Here is a 16,577-nt window from a genome sequence, read left to right as displayed (position 1 = left end):
CCACTGCTCGGTAATTTCGGGTGAACTTTTGAATGGTTTTGCAAAAATTTAACAAAACAGGGTTTTATATTCGATTGGTACAAAAAATAAACATCCTGACAGAGTGAAGCAGTGAAGCGATAAATAACCCTGGCGTACTCAATTCCAGGGTTACAATCACTAAAGCGAAAAGTCGTTAGCCTACGTGTGATAAGCGGCTCTGATTTTCATAAATTGATTTTTTAACTAATTCATCCATATTGGCATTAGGCTCACACGATTGATAAACCATTTTTAATGGAGACACGTCTACAGTTGATTTGCTCACATCATTTTGCAAATAACCTTCAAGATTTCTAAAAGTAAGATATTTATCTGTAGCAAACTCTTGGCATTGAGCCATAGTTTCATCTTGGCATATTGAAAACTTAATCAAATGTTCTGCATGGAATGATTGATGGCCTTTTGAAAATACATACTGCATATCGTACAGAGCACTATCAGCACCAGCACAAAAATAGGAACCTGATTGAAATTTATTATTTTCGAATACATCACTACGAATATAGCGACCTTCTCCAGGTTGCAAACCAGCAAGAGTCACTTTATGAGTTGCTATTTCTTTAGGACTGTCTGCAAAAACATAACCAGTTAAAACCAAACCCAATATTATAGAGGCTATTTTCATCATTCTGTTTTAACTCCTAAAATGAAACAAATTTTCTCGGTAATGATTTTATATCCCTGAACCACTACAAAGAATTTCAGTTGGACATTATACCCTATTTCATACGAATAGTGTAAAAATTTATAAATTAATTCTCATTTTGATCGAAAATGTGCTAACAGATGGCACCTAACAGGGCATAAGAAGGGTCGTTAGAGCTCCTATCTCTTAGCCAAGAAACATCCATTTTTTGACCTCATTGAATTTTTTATTTACCAATTTAAAATTTTTTATTACACTGGGCCAAAATTAAAATTAAATATACTTTTTTAATGTCCAAAAATTTAACCCATGAATTCAGAGCTTCATTAATCAGTTATTTGCAGAAGCCTCATGATCTGAAGAATAAAAAAAAGCTAACTAAATCCGCTTTTGCACTATTTGATGAGGCCGCAAAGACATGTAATAGTATTGAGCCAGGGAAATACATGACTGTTATTGATGAAATGGTAGAAGTTGCGGTTCGTGGCATTAAAATACATCCTTACCTTGGAATAGCACTGGATTCGTTTTCCCGTGAATTAAGCCAGTCAGACCTAAAAAAAGAAGCACTCGCATTTCACGTACTCAATCTCACCTATAATTTGTATTTGAAAAATAATTTAATTGATCCGGAAAAAGTAGCTAGGAAGAAATTAAAAATAATCGAGCAAACAATTCAGCAATTAAAGACTGATAACAATCCGTATGCTACAGAATTAGAAAGTGCACTAGTAAAACTAACTATCTTAGCTGACGAGTATTTTAAATTATCACCCATAAAACAATTTCAAGAGCAGGTCGAGTTTGAGCGAAAACTAAAACTTGTTTGTGCCGATCATCAAGCGGCCATCGAAAGCGATGCGCAAGTTAAATCTGCTTTTTATGGTTTTCTAGCAGTGATTTTTAGTCTCTTTAATGTTTTTGGACTTTCTCTTGCCGATGAATACTATAGAAAAAACCGATTTTTCCAAGAAATTTCTTTAGCTCCAAAGAATACCTTATCCAATTTTAAAATACCTTTTATTGAAATTGAAGAGACTCAGGAAGAATCAAAAATTGTGTCACCGTCAAGCTAAAAAAAATTGAAATCCTCATTATTACTCTCCATACGTTTTTCAATACCTTCAACGAGTTGAATCTGGCTGTCCCATTTCTCTGAGACGCCCCACTGATTTTAAACACCCATTGGTCAACTAATTGTCATAATGGCAAAGATAACAATAACTAATTGATTTCATGCTAGAAAAGGCTTTGCTATTAAAAAAAAATGAGTTATAACTCTTTCTTACCTGAATCAAGGATTGACAGGTATCTAGGATGGGTCAGCATGATGCTGAATATTTTTTTCATGGAGTGAGAAAATGAACAGTAAAGTATTTTCGCAACGCTTCAATCGCGAGTTAGCTTCATTGGGCTTTCCTGAAGACTTAGCCGAGAAAATCAAAGCAGTCTCTAAAGTATTTGGTGTTTCACGTCATCTAGCAAATTCTTTAATTTTTGGTCACATGCTTCCTGGGGGCGAACAGCTCAACAAGATTGCAGAAATTTTAGAAGTTTGCCCGCAATGGTTAGGTGGAGCAACTGACAGAAAAAAAACTTATCCAAGCCGCGAAACTGTAGATAGTGTATAATAGTTAAAGTTGAGATAATTATTATATATTGTAAAATGCTGTATCTGATCCTGACATCAGGCATTAGGTACAGCAGTATGTATATCTATTTTTCACCATAAAAAAAGCTTATTTTCGCGGGTTATTACCATCATGGAATGTTTGAGTTTTTGTATCGCCAAATCAATTGATTTAACACGAGTGGACAATCATTTTAAAAGCGCTTCGACTGAATTTACTTCATTGAAGACTCGGGATGTTCTTAAATTAAGTGCAAACTACAACAAAGATCATACTATATTTGTTTTTAAAAATGGCACCGTGGTTTCCTGGGGGATCAAGCGTTATCAAATTAATGATTATTTGAATACGATCAAACTCCTGGTTGATAAACCCGTTACCCTTTTGGTGCATGATGAATTTCATTATCAGTTCAGTGATAAAACCACTATAGAGCCACATGATTTTTTCGATGTGGATTGCTTAACCATTGAAGATGAAAGTGATGAACTCAAGCTCAGCCTGTCTTATGGATTCTCTCAATCAGTAAAATTACAATATTTTGAAACCATTATTGATGCGCTAATTGAAAAATACAATCCAATGATCCAAACCCTTTCACTAACAGGTGAGATGGAAATTAGCCGCACTCAAATACAACAGATTATTGGGGAAATTCTTGGTGCTAAGAGTGAAATGAATTTAATTAGTAATTTCCTTTATCATCCAAAATATTTTTGGCAACATCCAACCTTAGAAGAGCATTTTTCTATGTTGGAGCGTTATTTGCACATCCAAAGACGTGTCAATGCAATTAATCATCGGTTGGACACCCTTAACGAAATCTTTGATATGTTTAATGGTTATTTAGACAATCGACATGGCCATAACTTGGAGATTATTATCATCGTATTGATCATTTTGGAAATTATAGTTGCCGTTTTAAATGTACATTTTTAGTAAAATTTCAATTTTAATGAGAGCAAATTAAGACAAAACAGGCTATTCTTTAGAAAAACAAATAATATTTATTAAATCATGCTCAGTAATACAAACCAACTCAATGAAGATCAACTTAGTGCTCTAGAACAATTAAAATCCGTCTGCAAAAAAAAGGATGGCAGCGTACCTAATTTATATACTCATTTGCTCACACAGAAACGAAATTTACCTACGGTTTTGCTGTATTACGATAAGCAACATTTGGTTGGATTCTTAAGTGTTTTCTTCTTTTATGAAGATGCAGTTGAGATCTCAGTGCTTGTTCATCCAAATTATCGACGCAAAGGCATTGCTAAAAAAATGCTGCACAGTATTTTGCCCCTTGTGAAAGAGCAAGGCTTTTTTAAGTTGATTTTTTCTAGTCCTTCCCATTTGAATGATCAATGGATCGCTGAGCTCGGATTTTCTTATATGCATAGCGAATACTACATGGAACGACATGATTTAAATCCCTTACTGGATTACAAAAAAAATCTGACGTATCGCACTGCAACAGAGCAGGACATTCCATTACTTTGCGTTCTGGATGAAGCGTGTTTCTTTAAAACTCAATCCGAATTAATTCCTCGTTTTGAACACATACTGAGTGATAGGGCCTATCAAATAATACTGGCCTTTGAAGACAATCATCTTATAGGTAAAGCACATATACGTTGGCAAAAACATGGCGCAACCCTTTCTGATATCGCGGTTTTACCAGTCCGGCAAGGAAAAGGTTTAGGAACAGCGTTGATTTCTCACTGTATTAATTATGCTTTAAGCGAAGGCAAACCTGAGCTGAATCTCGATGTAGAAACACACAACCAAAAAGCACTAGACCTCTATACCCGACTTGGTTTTCTCACACAAAATTCGTGTGAATACTGGGAAATTGATCTCCACAAATTGCAGAAATTAGTCAAACCAAAACACACGCATTAATTTGCATCCCGTTTACCCAGAGGCTTAACTCATCTTAATTACATTTTCACGCATCTGGGTAAACTTTTTTCTGTAAAATAAACCTCTTCATAGAGCTTGACAGAATTTAAACCCCGCCTTTAGTATTGTCCTAAAAAAAGTGGAGCAAACTATTCACTTCGAAGTCGCGCTTTTCAGCTTACTTAGAAAAACTCCGCACATTTAAATTAAAAGGGATCATTGATGAAAAAAAGGGTTGTAATAACCGGCATGGAAATAACCTCTTCCATAGGAGTAGGCTTAAATAAATTCTGGGAGGCAGCAAAACAGGGACAATGCGGAATAAAACGCATCCAAAGTTATGATCCATCTTTGTATCCAACACAAATAGCTGGTGAAATTACTGATTTTTCTCTAGAGCATCTTCCCGAGCTTAATAAAAATAAACGTTATCCAAGGGTTGCTCAATTTGCTCTTTATTGCACACATAATGCAATAGAAAAGTCTGGACTTACTGCCCGTGAGCTCAGTAAAGCGGGAACCTTCATGGGCACCGGAATGGGCGGGTATCCCGAATCAGAAGCAAGTTATCAATTTTTCTTCGCAGACAATTGGAAAAAAATGCAACCTCTGACCGTGATCCGAGGAATGGCCAACTCCATTGCAAATTTTATTGCCATTGCATTTGGGCTGGGTGGACCTAATTCAACTATTTCTAATGCATGTATTTCATCAGCTGATGCTATAGGCGCAGCGTATCATCAAATCGCTCATGGCAAAATTTCCACTGCGATTTGTGGCGGTACTGAAGCACCACTTTGGGAATCGATGATGTCTGCCTGGTGTAAATTAAAGGTAATGTCTACTAACAATGAAAATCCAACAAATGCCTGCCGCCCATTTGATCTGAATCGTGAAGGGATGGTGATGGCTGAGGGCGCAGGCGTTTTAATTCTTGAGGAATTAAGTCATGCCAAAGCACGTGGAGCTACTATTTTTGCAGAAATAATTGGGTTCGGCTCCAGTTGTGATGCGTTTCATATTACCGCACCCTCTTCGGAAGGACAGCAACGCGCGATTCAAGGGGCATTGGATGATGCAAAATTATCACCGCGAGATATTCAGTATCTGAAAGCCCATGGGACTGGAACTCCATTAAATGATAAAATTGAAACGCAAACCATTAAATCAATATTTGGTGAACGAGCCTATGAAATCCCAGTCACTGCACAAAAATCCATGATTGGGCATGCGATCGGAGCTTCTGGAGTCATGGAAGTTATTTCCACATCACTCAGTCTGCAACATGATCTGTTATTACCTACGATTAACTTAGAAACTCCCGATCCTGATTGTGATTTAGATTATGTCCCTAATGAGTCACGCAAAAAAGCTATTGATATCGTATTATCCAATCATTTTGCTTTTGGAGGTGCTAATGTGGCTTTGATACTTCGAAGATATATAAAATAAACAGCGTATTCAGTTCACGCAATAGTAGCAACAGACTGTAGCCTGGGTGAAGGCAAAGCCGTAACCCGGGTTTCGAATAAAAAAATCACGCGCCTATATCCCGGGTTTCGCTGCGCTGCACCCAGGCTACAACGATCACAGGCAACCTAAATTTTCGTTAAAAGATTGCATTTAAAGACAGTATCTACGATTCCACAATCTTATGACTCAGCAAGTAGCCCGTATTAGCGCGTAATACGGGGATTCAAACACTCACTCAATTCATTAATACATATAGCCTATGCTAAACAATAATGCAGTAGTATATAAATGAGGCATACCTGGACCTTGGTTCAAAGTCGCTCCATCGCCTCCTAAATAATTTTTACCCCAATCCGCAAATTCAGCTCCTACACCTACTTGCCAGTTCTGGCTAAGCATTTTTTGGACCCCGGCTCCAAGTGTATATGAAAAAGCTAGGGTACTGGCGGTAGTAAACCAAAATGGGGGAAATAAAACAGGATCGATTGTAGTAGGAATCCAGTCATGAGCATGGTTCCAACCTACACCAAAACTACCGCTAAGGTAAGGCTGTAGCGTTTGAAAACCACAAGCAATCAGTTTACCTTTAAACTCTGCTCGAAAATGACTTACTTGATACTGATAGGTATAGACATCAGGAATACCATTCACTGTAATCGTACCCGACAAAGAGGCATCGCTGGCTGCTGCAACGCCAAGACCAAATTGAGCAATAACATCGCTGGCGCCAATAAAATGTTGTAACCCAAAAAAGAGTTCACCAGTGCCTAACCAATCAGATTTCGAATCAGCATTATAAAGGTTGATCTGTGGCGGCGAAAAAGTATTAAGATATTGATCTTTCCCTGGATTAGACCAGGCAGGTCCTCCACTGGCAATAATAATTGATGACCATACCTGGGGCAAAGCAGGGGCATAGAGGTCTTCCGTAGCAAATACATTTATTGAAAAGAATGCACAAAGCCCAGAAACTATTATTTTTTTAAACATACATATCCTTTTGATTTTTAAACATGAAATCCAGAGCATTCAGGCTAATTTTATACAGGATTTGGCTCTACTTTTCTAGACTTCACTGATCAGAATTGATGTGAATGAACGTGTCACTGCCGTTAATTTAGAAAGTCAGACCTATTGATCACCTCTTTGTAGCTTTTCTTTTTTAATTCATTAATTAGCTTGATTATATGCTGAATTTTTATCAATATTGATCACATTAATATCGTAACTTGGCTTGTTATTATTATTTTAGGGATAAGAGATGAAAACAAAATTTGGGCTTTTTGATACAGACATTGAACTGAAAGAAGTAAGGATAAAGCTCCCATCATTCAAGGTGATTTTTGTCGGAGATGTTTGCGGTAAAACCTCGCTATTAAAAACGTTTACTTCGGGAAGATACCCCACTAATGTTAAGGCTACAATAGGCGTTGATTTTTATCATAAATTGATTGAAGTCAATGAAAGTAAAATAAATCTTCACATATGGGATATTCCTGGGGTAGCACGCTATGGACATTCATGCAGGTTTTATTTTAAGGAAACAGACATTGCAATTATAGGTTTTGATTTAGCCAGACCCATCACGTTTGATGGTGCCATGAAATGGCTAGAAGAAATTAATCAGCATTTAGATAGGAACAGCTTAGGGAAAATTATTTTAGTTGGACTAAAAAGTGATGCAGAACCTGATCAAGAGTTAGATATTAAAGTCCTGAACAGCTTTGTTAAGGATAATAATTTATTTTACATGACCGCAAGTGCAAAAACGGGAAAAAATATGGAAGAGTTATTCCAGCAAGCAGTTACATCAAAAATGGAATCATCACCCCCGGAAGAAGAAAAACATCGGGTTGAAGAGTATCAATCTAACAAAGGATGTATTATTTTCTAGAATAGTTCGTTTATTTGAATCATTACTGAATCAAAAACCTCTACCAGTAGTGTTTACCTCATACCAGCCAGAGTTACTTTAACTCATCTTTTATACAAACCTCTAAGCAAAAAATGAAGCCGCCTAAAGCATAGCAATGGAGGTTCCTTGGGTATATAATCAGCTATTTTACAAAAAAAGGCCAACAAATGAGTTATTCACTACGTGATTTAGCAAACATGGTACAAGGGGTAGTCATAGGTGATGACTCAATAAAAGTGTCTTTCCTATCACCTATTGACGAGATTTCCCCCGAAAGTTTAGTGTTTGCTGATAGTAATGAAAATGTGAAATTGGCGGAAGCATCGCAAGCAACAGCCATATTAGTCAATGAACAGATTACTGGTTCAAAAAAACCATTAATACAGGTAAAGCATCCATTTAAAGCCTTCATTACTTTGATGCACCATTTCAACCCCCCTCAAAAAACTATTCCTGGTATTCATCCTACCGCCGTCATTGGCGAAGGAGTGCAATTGGGGAATGAAGTATTTATAGGCCCTTATGTAGTCATTGAAGCGGGTAGTATTATTGGCGACCACAGTATTTTAAAAAGTCATATTCATATTGGTCGTGATGTATCTGTAGGAAATAATACCACCATTCACTCCCATGTCACCGTATATGATAAATGTCGTATTGGTTCCAGAGTCATCATTCATGCCTCTACTGTTATAGGTTCTGATGGGTTTGGTTATACCTTTGTTGATGGCAAACATCTTAAAGTTCCTCATATTGGGCATGTTATTGTTGAGGATGATGTAGAAATAGGTGCAAATACTGCAATTGATCGTGCCACGATGGGGGCAACGGTTATTGGTGAGGGAACTAAAATTGATAACCTGGTCCAGGTAGCACATTCTGTTAAACTAGGTAAGCACAATATCCTCTGTGGTTTTACCGGTATCGCTGGAAGTACTACTTCAGGCAATCATGTGATTTTTGCTGCTAATGTCGGGGTTAGTGATCATGTACGCATTGATGATGGGGTAATATTAGGAGCTCGTACAGGTGTACCACCCAACAAACATCTAAAAGAAGGGAATGTTTATTTAGGAAACCCAGCTCGTCCAAAAGATCTCGCCATTCAACATGAGCTAGGAGTTAACCGAATTCCCTTAATGCGCAAGAATATCAAAGCACTTTCGGAGCAAATTGAATTATTGAAAAAACAACTTGCCAAAGAAGAGGCAGAGTAACTATGACATCCCCCTTGATTCTCATTGACGGCTCATCCTATTTTTTTCGTGCATTTCATGCACTACCGCCTTTGACTAACTCAAAAGGCCAACCCACAGGAGCCATCTATGGGGTGGCCAATATGATTAAAAAGCTCATCAAAGATTACCAGCCTGAAGAATTAGCTGTAGTCTTTGATGCCAAGGGGAAAACATTCAGAGACGAATGGTATCCAGAATACAAGGCCCATAGGCCACCCATGCCACATGACTTAAGCACTCAATTTGCGCCATTAATCCAATTGTTAGAAGCAATGGGACTTCCCATACTGATTATTGAGGGAGTTGAAGCAGATGATGTGATAGGAACCTTAGCAAGACAGGCCACAGAACAAGGAATTCCAGTAATTATCTCTACAGGTGATAAGGATATGGCCCAACTGGTTAACGAGCATATTACGTTAATCAATACCATGAGCAATACCACTATGGGTAGTGAAGGAGTCCAAGAGAAATTTGGCATTAAACCCGCGCAAGTGATTGATTACCTTACTCTTATTGGCGATAGCGTAGATAATGTCCCTGGTGTCACCAAATGTGGGCCCAAAACAGCAGTTAAATGGCTTACAGAATATCAAACATTAGATAATCTAATTCAACACGCGGATGAAATCAGTGGTAAAATTGGTGAGAACTTACGTGCAAGTATCCCACAACTGCCATTATCCAAAAAGTTAGTAACAATCAAAACAGATGTTGATTTACCTCTAAAATGGGGTGAGTTAAAACCAAATCCAATGAATAAAGAACGGCTCATTGAATTAACACGTCAATTTGAATTCAAAAATTGGCTTAAAGAACTCTTGGGAGAAGAAGGCAGTTCCTCTCCAGGCCAACCCAAGATATTCAGTATCCCTTTCGAATTAATTACGACGAACCAGCAACTCAATCATTTGCTCAATCAACTGGAACAATGCCAAGCCTTTTGTATTGATACAGAAACAACCAGTATTGACATTATGTTGGCAGAGCTTGTTGGAATTTCTTTGGCGATCGAAGAAGGCAAAGCGGTATATATTCCATTTACGCATACCGATGGAACAGCGCAATTAATTCGTGAAGAAGTGCTCACTGCTTTAAAACCTATTTTAGAAAATCCACAAATAAAAAAAATTGGCCAGAATCTCAAATACGATTATTCCGTTTTGAAAAACCATGGCATTACTTTAAAAGGTATAAATTATGACACGATGTTAGAGTCTTACGTACTCAACAGTAGTGCCGGTCGTCATGATATGGACTCGTTAGCCTTAAAATATCTGGGACACAAAGCAATTAGTTATGAAGAAGTTGCGGGCAAAGGAGCAAAGCAGTTGCGTTTTGATCAAATCCCCGTGGATAGAGCAGCGGCCTATGCAGCGGAAGATGCAGAAATTACATTGCAACTGCACAATAAACTGTTTCCTTCGATCCCAGAATCCATGCTGGGTGTATTCAATGAAATAGAAATGCCATTAGTCACCGTGCTTGCCGATATGGAGCGACTTGGAGTACTCATAGACGCCGTAACTTTGGAAGAGCATGGCGCTCGTTTGAAAGAGCGCATCAATGCATTAGAGCAAGAAGCATTACAACTGGCAGGCAAACCTTTTAATCTGAACTCCCCAAAACAATTACAAGAGATTCTCTTTGATTCACATAAGCTGCCTGTAATTGCAAAAACACCAACAGGGCAACCATCCACGGCAGAGGCTGTATTACAAGAACTGGCTTATGATTATCGTCTTGCTGCGGTGATCCTTGAATACCGCAGCCTTACTAAACTGGTCTCAACGTACATTGACAGCTTGCCTAAAAAAATTAATCCACAAACACATAGAGTCCACACATCCTATAATCAGGCAGTTACCGCCACAGGAAGACTTTCCTCAAGTGAACCCAATTTGCAAAACATTCCTATCCGAAGTGAGGAAGGCCGTCTGATTCGTACTGCATTTATAGCCCCCGAGAACTGCCTCATTCTTGCAGCAGACTATTCTCAAATCGAATTACGAATCATGGCTCATTTATCGCAAGATGAAAATCTGTTAAAAGCCTTTGCTCAAGGGTGGGATATTCATGCAGCAACCGCCAGTGAAATTTTTCAAACACCACTAGAAGATGTCAGCAGCGAACAACGTCGCAGGGCCAAAGCAGTCAACTTTGGTCTGATTTATGGAATGTCTGCTTTTGGACTGGCAAAACAAATTGGCGTAGAACGTCAGGACGCTCAATATTATATCGATACTTATTTCCACCGTTACCCTAAAGTTTTGGAATACATGAACCGAACTCGCCAACAGGCTCATCAGCTCGGTTATGTGGAAACCTTATTCGGCAGACGCTTGTATCTACCCGAAATTAATACTCGCAATATGGTCCGACAAAAAGCAGCCGAACGCACGGCAATTAACGCGCCGATGCAAGGTACTGCTGCAGACATTATTAAAAAAGCCATGATATCGATAGCTAAATGGCAAAATGAGCAAAGAAATCCACCAGCAAAAATGATCATGCAAGTCCATGATGAGTTGGTTTTTGAAGTACGTAATGAAGAAGTGGAATCCAGCAAAAAAATAATTCGTGAGCTGATGGAACATGCGGTGAAACTCTCCGTTCCACTTGTAGTCTCTATTGGCACAGGTGCGAATTGGGATGCGGCTCATTAAGTATTTGAATATCTATCGTATTTGTAGCCTGGGTGCAGCACAGCGGAACCAGGGATTATGGGCCATTCATGTTTCCCGGGTTTCGCTGCGCTGCACCCAGGCTACAAGCTGACAAAATTGTAAAAATAATTTTGTTGGAGGAGTAATGAGAAGTACAACGGTAGTTGAAACACTAAGTATGAATTAGCAAAAGAGAGGAAACACCCTCATTTCAAGCATGGTGCGTTGCCCAATAAATATTCAACGCATCCCCATATTCCAGGGGTTTAATAATTTGCCCTCGTACATTTAAATCTTTTATGGCGAGCTTATTTTCTTTCGTATAAGCATTTGTCAAAATAAATACTTCTGTAAAAGCTAAGGAAGGATCCTTACGAATAATTTTTAGCAAATCAATTCCATTTACTTTGGGCACGTTAATATCAAGAAGGATCACTTTCGGATGGATTTTTTCTTGTCCTTGACGCCCAAATAGTTTATTTAATGCTTCTTCACCATTGGAGGCAATTTCAATAGCGCAAGACTCTTTAACTTTTTTAAATATTCGCTTTACACCTTCGACATCAACAACATCATCCTCAATATACAAAATATCAACGGTGTTTTTGTGGGTTTCCATAGCCATTCTCCGTCCGCATTTCGTGTACTTTAAATGAATGATTAAAAGCCTGCGGAAATAGGAAATATTTTCGCTAAAAAACTTAGCCAGTACTGATATCAATCATACATTAATTATAGTACTAAATATTAGTCAATTTTGAAAAAAATTAAATTTATTGCCTATAATTTATATTACATAAAGATAAGGAAGAAATTATGTATCAGTTAGATAAATCAATTCATTTCATGCTCGTAGATGATGATGCAATTGACATCAAAGATATGCAAAGAACCTTTAAAAAAAATAAAATCGATAATCCTCTTCATGTAGCAACTAATGGATTAGAAGCATTAAACAAATTATTGGGTATAAATGGCGAGAAAAAGATAAAACCCACCCCCAAAATCATTATCCTGGACATCAATATGCCTAAAATGAATGGCATAGAATTTATAAAAAGTATCAGAGCCCATGAAAAATTAAAATCACTGTTGGTTTTTATTCTTACTACTTCAAATAGCGAGAAAGATAAAATAGATGCGTACAACTTAAATGTGGCGGGTTATATTGTAAAACCATTTCATATTTCAGAATTTGTGGAAATCATCTCATCATTGCATCGTTATTGGAATCTGCTTGAATTTCCTGACAAAATATGAGTTAGAGCTTATCAATATTTTCTTCCTTAAGCTGCTTAGGCCAGGTAAAGGACATTGTAGTTCCATGCCCTACTTGAGATTGCACCATAACTTTTCCCCCCTGAGATTCGACAATTTTTTTCACAATACTCAAGCCAATACCGGTAGACTCTAATTCATCTCTTGATTTAAGCGTCTGAAAAACAATAAAAATTTTGTCAAAATATTCGGGCTCAATCCCCGGACCATCATCTTTGATAGTAAACAAATAAAATGCTCCTAAAGGGTCAACCTCAATTTTAATAGTCCCTTTTTTACGGTTGTGGTGTTTTATGCTATTACTTATCAAATTGGATAATACCTGAACTAAAGGGATCTTGGCTGTTTTAAAAACAGGCAACCGTTGAGGCAATAGAATCTCAAATCGGCCCTCAGGATTCAGGTTTTCAATGATCTCTTTCAAAATGACTTTGGTATTCACAAGTTCAATATTCAAATCAACACGACCAGCACGCGAATAGTGTAATATTCCATCAATTAAATTGGACAAACGCAAAGTGCGTTGACGTAATAATGCCAAATGTTCTTTTGACTTTTCATCGATTTTGTCGGCATTATCTTCTTCAATCCAAGTGGCTAATCGTTCGATTGCTCGCAATGGTGCTTTTAAATCATGTGATGTAATGTAAGCAAATTGCTCCAGTTCTTCATTAGTCTTAAGTAGTTGATTTTCAATTCGCTTCGCTTCGGTAACGTCTTTGGAAATGGTCAGATAACCAATAGGCTTACCTGCATCATCTCGACGTAATGTTAAGGTGACTGAAGCAATAAAATGCGACCCATCTTTACGAACACGTTCAAACACTTCTTCGGCTTTTCCTTCCTGCAATGCCTTTTGCATAAAAGCTTGAGCAACCCCGGATTTGACGTCTTCGGGTATATGTAAGATAAGAATATTTTTTTTATTAACCATTTCAGAAGCATGGTAGCCATAATTGCGGTAAGCGCCTTCATTCCATACGATTATTTTTCCATTTAAGTCCGTAGCTATGATTGAATATTCAATGGAACTTTCCAGTATGTTTTGCAAAAGAGTTTTTGCATAAAACATTTCTTCTGTTTTAATGGTTTGTACCTCCAAGTTAAGCATGCTTTTTTTTGCGTGCATACTCTCTTCTCCCTTGTGTTTTTCGGTCATTTTTAATTTTTGACTTAAAGAACCAAGAGTATTCTTTCTGCTAATTTTTTTACCTGCGTGTATTTTTTGTGTTTTCTGATCAGAAGCGTTTTGTGCCCTTTCATAATCCATAGTGATTTCCTTAAGAAATAGATTTTACTCACATTCATAGAAAGAGGATTACTATAATTATAGTGCGTATTTCACATACTTGCTGATTTCTGGTCGGTTTTCAGCTCTGTATATGGATTTAAAAATCAAAGTTCCGCTCACTGAGCATTCTGCTTAAATGCAATCAAGGTGATAGCCAGCTTGTCGTTTAGCACGAGTTGCATGTGAATAAGTTGGTTGCTTTTCATTGACTGAGTCATCAAAATAATAGGCCCAGGTTTTTTGAATGCACTCTGGTCTTACCGTTTTGGCCCAAGTATTATACTCGTTAACTAAGCGATTATATTGAATAAAAACCTTGGCAAAAGCGCCACGCATAAATTCAGAATCTGACCAAGCAATTAAGGGAAGATGAGGATATTTTTGTAAAATAACGGCTGCAAGCTGGGGACCATGGGTAGATAACTCATCAATCAAATTCAACTCACCATCAATGATAACTAGATCGGGCACATGAGTATCTATACAAGATAAAGCATCTTGACTATTACTCACAACATCTATTGATACCGATGCAATTACTGACTCCAATAGTCGAGACAAGCAAAATGCATTAAAGGCATTGTCTTCAATAATTAATACACGCATCGCATCCGGGCTCCCTGTTAGTTCAGGATTAAGTATAAAGATCAAACCTTAAGGAAGAATTAAGAAATTATTTTTATGAAGATTTTTTTTATTTTTGTAAAATTAGACAAATAAGTCTAATTTGGACTAAAACCATTTTGAAAATGCATCACTTATTAATTGAAGGTGCTGTTGCGTAGCTCTGGGGAATCTAACGCGCCCCACCACCAACGCCGCCCAATCCACCATGACCACTACCACCTTCGCCAGAACCTTCTCCGCCATAACCTTTTTCATTCGATGAAATAGGTTGATTGGTATAGCAGGAGCTAACCAATATAGTGGTTCCAAGCAAACAAAACACAAGAAGGGCTTTTTTCAATAGTTTTATTGTTGACATAGGTTTTCCTTATAAATAATTTATTTCCTTATACCGTCTCACCATGCGTTTCATAAATAAAATATAGCTTCTTTTACAATTAAATCACTAAGCAAGTTAAAAAAAGGGAAAACTTATACCTCAACATCATGCGCTAATAGACGTCGATTCGCACGAAAATAAGTTGCAGGAGAGTATTCTAATAAGTCAGATAGTTTTTCCATATAAATACAGGCAAAGCGATCGACTTGATAAGCAAAATAACTTTCTTCTGCTCCAGCTCGAAAAATACGTTCCCACTTTGGATTAAAATAGGTTTGTTGTTCTTTTAACAATTTCGTAAGTTGCGCATCAATCCTACTGATTTGCGCTTGTAGTTCTTGAATTTCATGGCTGTATTGTTTTGAGCCTTCATCGATCATTTTGGTGGATAGATTGACATATTGTTTTTCTAAACCTTTTTTTACATCCATTACTTCGCTGATTTTTTTCTCTATAGGCATTGCTCGTGCTTGCGCCTCTATTTCTTCTCCAAGCTCTTCAACAACTAAAGCAGTACGCCAGTTGCAATCTTTCTTCAATCGTAAAATATCACCATAGATGTGATCTCCAATATAAAGAATTTCATCGCCGCGGACCTGCAAATCTTCAGTAAACTTTTTGGCATTACCCCCTTGATATACTCCTGGAGCGATAGCCCCCATCATATTAGTCATTGCTCCGCTCGCGGGATTAATCGATAAAAAGCGGAGATTATCATAAAAAAAGCGAGGTTTATTTGCTAAAGTAATGACAAATTCAAATAAATTGATCCAGCTCTCACCCTTCTTTAAAAATGGGTTAATCGCATATTCCAGCAAAAGTTTTGTATAAGCATAATCTGAATTGGTCAGAATAAATATTTTTTTGCCATGATGAATAAAATGTTTCAAACCCTCGACTAGTGCACGTTCTTTTATCACATAAGTAGGTAAATTTTTACTAATGATTGTTTTCAAACTGCCATCAGAGTGTACTTTATCCACACAAAATTGAACATCTTGCGCAATGGTTTGATAACTGGGAATTTGCTCAGGATATAGGGTATCTTTCAAGTCAACCAATTGACCATATAGAACACAAAAGGCAATCGAAAAAGCAGTGTCGATTGCCATATAATTTGGATCACCTAAATCAACATAGATGCTTCGATATATTTTCTGTTGCTCGGTAAAATCAATCTGTTTGGTACCATGATAACTTTGTCGAATTGCACCATAACGACTTAATTTTAAAATATTGCCGTTTTTGCTATCAATCACTAAACCGCGAATTGCATCATGATAATTAAAATTCAATTTTTTAATTTGCTCAGGATAATACTTCACCTCGACCAATTGTTCTTTGACGAGTTGATAAACCAAAGATTCAAAATTCTCAGAATTATAACGAATCAAGGTATGGTCCATATCCAGACCAATTAACTTGATTTTTTTCATATTTAGAATTCGATTTACATAAACTTTATGTTCATTCATTAGCCTAAAACCTA

Annotated in this window: 16 protein-coding genes; 9 read left to right on the top strand and 7 right to left on the bottom strand. The window is 37.3% G+C overall.

What is annotated here, in order from left to right; translation table 11 throughout:
* Positions 1-175 precede the first annotated feature (175 nt).
* The gene (locus Lstg_RS04085; protein WP_058476390.1) at positions 176-670 is read right to left on the bottom strand and encodes a hypothetical protein; all 495 of its coding nucleotides are present in this window, start codon (positions 668-670) and stop codon (positions 176-178) included.
* Positions 671-978: 308 nt separating this feature from the next.
* Here Lstg_RS04085 and Lstg_RS04080 point away from each other — a divergent pair, with 308 nt between their 5' ends.
* The 5 genes from Lstg_RS04080 to Lstg_RS04060 all read left to right on the top strand — a co-directional run bounded on the left by Lstg_RS04080 (position 979) and on the right by Lstg_RS04060 (position 5,673).
* Positions 979-1,764, top strand: a complete 786-nt coding sequence (locus Lstg_RS04080; RefSeq protein WP_058476389.1) for a hypothetical protein — start codon at positions 979-981, stop codon at positions 1,762-1,764.
* A 285-nt stretch (positions 1,765-2,049) separates the two neighbouring features.
* Positions 2,050-2,319: a hypothetical protein gene (locus Lstg_RS04075; RefSeq protein WP_058476388.1), complete on the top strand. Its 270-nt coding sequence runs from the start codon at positions 2,050-2,052 to the stop codon at positions 2,317-2,319.
* A 132-nt stretch (positions 2,320-2,451) separates the two neighbouring features.
* Positions 2,452-3,258, top strand: coding sequence for an RMD1 family protein (locus tag Lstg_RS04070; protein ID WP_058476387.1), 807 nt, complete (start codon positions 2,452-2,454; stop codon positions 3,256-3,258).
* A gap of 78 nt (positions 3,259-3,336) precedes the next feature.
* Positions 3,337-4,221: a GNAT family N-acetyltransferase gene (locus Lstg_RS04065; RefSeq protein WP_058476386.1), complete on the top strand. Its 885-nt coding sequence runs from the start codon at positions 3,337-3,339 to the stop codon at positions 4,219-4,221.
* A 222-nt stretch (positions 4,222-4,443) separates the two neighbouring features.
* Entirely contained in the window at positions 4,444-5,673 is a 1,230-nt protein-coding gene (locus Lstg_RS04060; RefSeq protein WP_058476385.1) for a beta-ketoacyl-[acyl-carrier-protein] synthase family protein, read from the top strand.
* Between the two features lie 264 nt (positions 5,674-5,937).
* On the opposite strand, the gene Lstg_RS04055 is transcribed toward Lstg_RS04060, so the two are convergent.
* A complete protein-coding gene (locus tag Lstg_RS04055) occupies positions 5,938-6,684 on the bottom strand; it encodes a hypothetical protein (RefSeq protein ID WP_058476384.1) in 747 nt (248 codons plus the stop codon).
* A 271-nt stretch (positions 6,685-6,955) separates the two neighbouring features.
* On the opposite strand from Lstg_RS04055, the gene Lstg_RS04050 reads away from it, so the two are divergent.
* The 3 genes from Lstg_RS04050 to polA all read left to right on the top strand — a co-directional run bounded on the left by Lstg_RS04050 (position 6,956) and on the right by polA (position 11,513).
* Entirely contained in the window at positions 6,956-7,588 is a 633-nt protein-coding gene (locus Lstg_RS04050) for a Rab family GTPase (RefSeq protein ID WP_058476383.1), read from the top strand.
* 188 nt (positions 7,589-7,776) lie between these two features.
* A complete protein-coding gene (gene lpxD / locus Lstg_RS04045) occupies positions 7,777-8,826 on the top strand; it encodes a UDP-3-O-(3-hydroxymyristoyl)glucosamine N-acyltransferase (protein ID WP_058476382.1) in 1,050 nt (349 codons plus the stop codon).
* Between the two features lie 2 nt (positions 8,827-8,828).
* Positions 8,829-11,513 carry a DNA polymerase I gene (gene polA, locus Lstg_RS04040; RefSeq protein WP_058476381.1) on the top strand — a complete coding sequence of 895 codons (2,685 nt, stop codon included), beginning with the start codon at positions 8,829-8,831 and terminating at the stop codon, positions 11,511-11,513.
* Positions 11,514-11,724: 211 nt separating this feature from the next.
* On the opposite strand, the gene Lstg_RS04035 is transcribed toward polA, so the two are convergent.
* Complete coding sequence (locus Lstg_RS04035; RefSeq protein ID WP_058476380.1) at positions 11,725-12,132, bottom strand: response regulator; 408 nt, start codon at positions 12,130-12,132, stop codon at positions 11,725-11,727.
* A 197-nt stretch (positions 12,133-12,329) separates the two neighbouring features.
* On the opposite strand from Lstg_RS04035, the gene Lstg_RS04030 reads away from it, so the two are divergent.
* Positions 12,330-12,773, top strand: coding sequence for a response regulator (locus tag Lstg_RS04030; protein WP_058476379.1), 444 nt, complete (start codon positions 12,330-12,332; stop codon positions 12,771-12,773).
* 1 nt (position 12,774) lies between these two features.
* Here Lstg_RS04030 and Lstg_RS04025 read toward each other — a convergent pair whose 3' ends face one another.
* From Lstg_RS04025 to Lstg_RS04010, 4 genes are all read right to left on the bottom strand, one after another.
* Positions 12,775-14,061: a sensor histidine kinase gene (locus tag Lstg_RS04025; RefSeq protein WP_058476378.1), complete on the bottom strand. Its 1,287-nt coding sequence runs from the start codon at positions 14,059-14,061 to the stop codon at positions 12,775-12,777.
* Between the two features lie 153 nt (positions 14,062-14,214).
* Positions 14,215-14,688, bottom strand: a complete 474-nt coding sequence (locus Lstg_RS04020) for a response regulator (protein WP_058476377.1) — start codon at positions 14,686-14,688, stop codon at positions 14,215-14,217.
* A gap of 190 nt (positions 14,689-14,878) precedes the next feature.
* On the bottom strand, positions 14,879-15,067 hold the full coding sequence (locus Lstg_RS04015) for a hypothetical protein (RefSeq protein ID WP_058476376.1): 189 nt from the start codon (positions 15,065-15,067) through the stop codon (positions 14,879-14,881).
* 113 nt (positions 15,068-15,180) lie between these two features.
* Positions 15,181-16,563: an HAD-IG family 5'-nucleotidase gene (locus tag Lstg_RS04010; RefSeq protein WP_058476440.1), complete on the bottom strand. Its 1,383-nt coding sequence runs from the start codon at positions 16,561-16,563 to the stop codon at positions 15,181-15,183.
* Positions 16,564-16,577 lie beyond the last annotated feature (14 nt).

Source organism: Legionella steigerwaltii, assembly GCF_001468065.1.
Lineage (GTDB): Bacteria > Pseudomonadota > Gammaproteobacteria > Legionellales > Legionellaceae > Legionella > Legionella steigerwaltii.
The sequence above is the reverse complement of the archived record's forward strand: the minus strand, read 5'-3'. Positions and strand labels throughout refer to the sequence as shown.

Coding starts and splice junctions, on each gene's coding strand:
- Lstg_RS04085 (WP_058476390.1), bottom strand. CDS start 670: ATGATGAAAATAGCCTCTATAATATTGGGTTTGGTTTTAACTGGTTAT.
- Lstg_RS04055 (WP_058476384.1), bottom strand. CDS start 6,684: ATGTTTAAAAAAATAATAGTTTCTGGGCTTTGTGCATTCTTTTCAATA.
- lpxD (WP_058476382.1), top strand. CDS start 7,777: ATGAGTTATTCACTACGTGATTTAGCAAACATGGTACAAGGGGTAGTC.
- Lstg_RS04035 (WP_058476380.1), bottom strand. CDS start 12,132: ATGGAAACCCACAAAAACACCGTTGATATTTTGTATATTGAGGATGAT.
- Lstg_RS04020 (WP_058476377.1), bottom strand. CDS start 14,688: ATGCGTGTATTAATTATTGAAGACAATGCCTTTAATGCATTTTGCTTG.
- Lstg_RS04025 (WP_058476378.1), bottom strand. CDS start 14,061: ATGGATTATGAAAGGGCACAAAACGCTTCTGATCAGAAAACACAAAAA.
- polA (WP_058476381.1), top strand. CDS start 8,829: ATGACATCCCCCTTGATTCTCATTGACGGCTCATCCTATTTTTTTCGT.
- Lstg_RS04060 (WP_058476385.1), top strand. CDS start 4,444: ATGAAAAAAAGGGTTGTAATAACCGGCATGGAAATAACCTCTTCCATA.
- Lstg_RS04010 (WP_058476440.1), bottom strand. CDS start 16,563: ATGAATGAACATAAAGTTTATGTAAATCGAATTCTAAATATGAAAAAA.
- Lstg_RS04070 (WP_058476387.1), top strand. CDS start 2,452: ATGGAATGTTTGAGTTTTTGTATCGCCAAATCAATTGATTTAACACGA.
- Lstg_RS04030 (WP_058476379.1), top strand. CDS start 12,330: ATGTATCAGTTAGATAAATCAATTCATTTCATGCTCGTAGATGATGAT.
- Lstg_RS04080 (WP_058476389.1), top strand. CDS start 979: ATGTCCAAAAATTTAACCCATGAATTCAGAGCTTCATTAATCAGTTAT.
- Lstg_RS04050 (WP_058476383.1), top strand. CDS start 6,956: ATGAAAACAAAATTTGGGCTTTTTGATACAGACATTGAACTGAAAGAA.
- Lstg_RS04075 (WP_058476388.1), top strand. CDS start 2,050: ATGAACAGTAAAGTATTTTCGCAACGCTTCAATCGCGAGTTAGCTTCA.
- Lstg_RS04015 (WP_058476376.1), bottom strand. CDS start 15,067: ATGTCAACAATAAAACTATTGAAAAAAGCCCTTCTTGTGTTTTGTTTG.
- Lstg_RS04065 (WP_058476386.1), top strand. CDS start 3,337: ATGCTCAGTAATACAAACCAACTCAATGAAGATCAACTTAGTGCTCTA.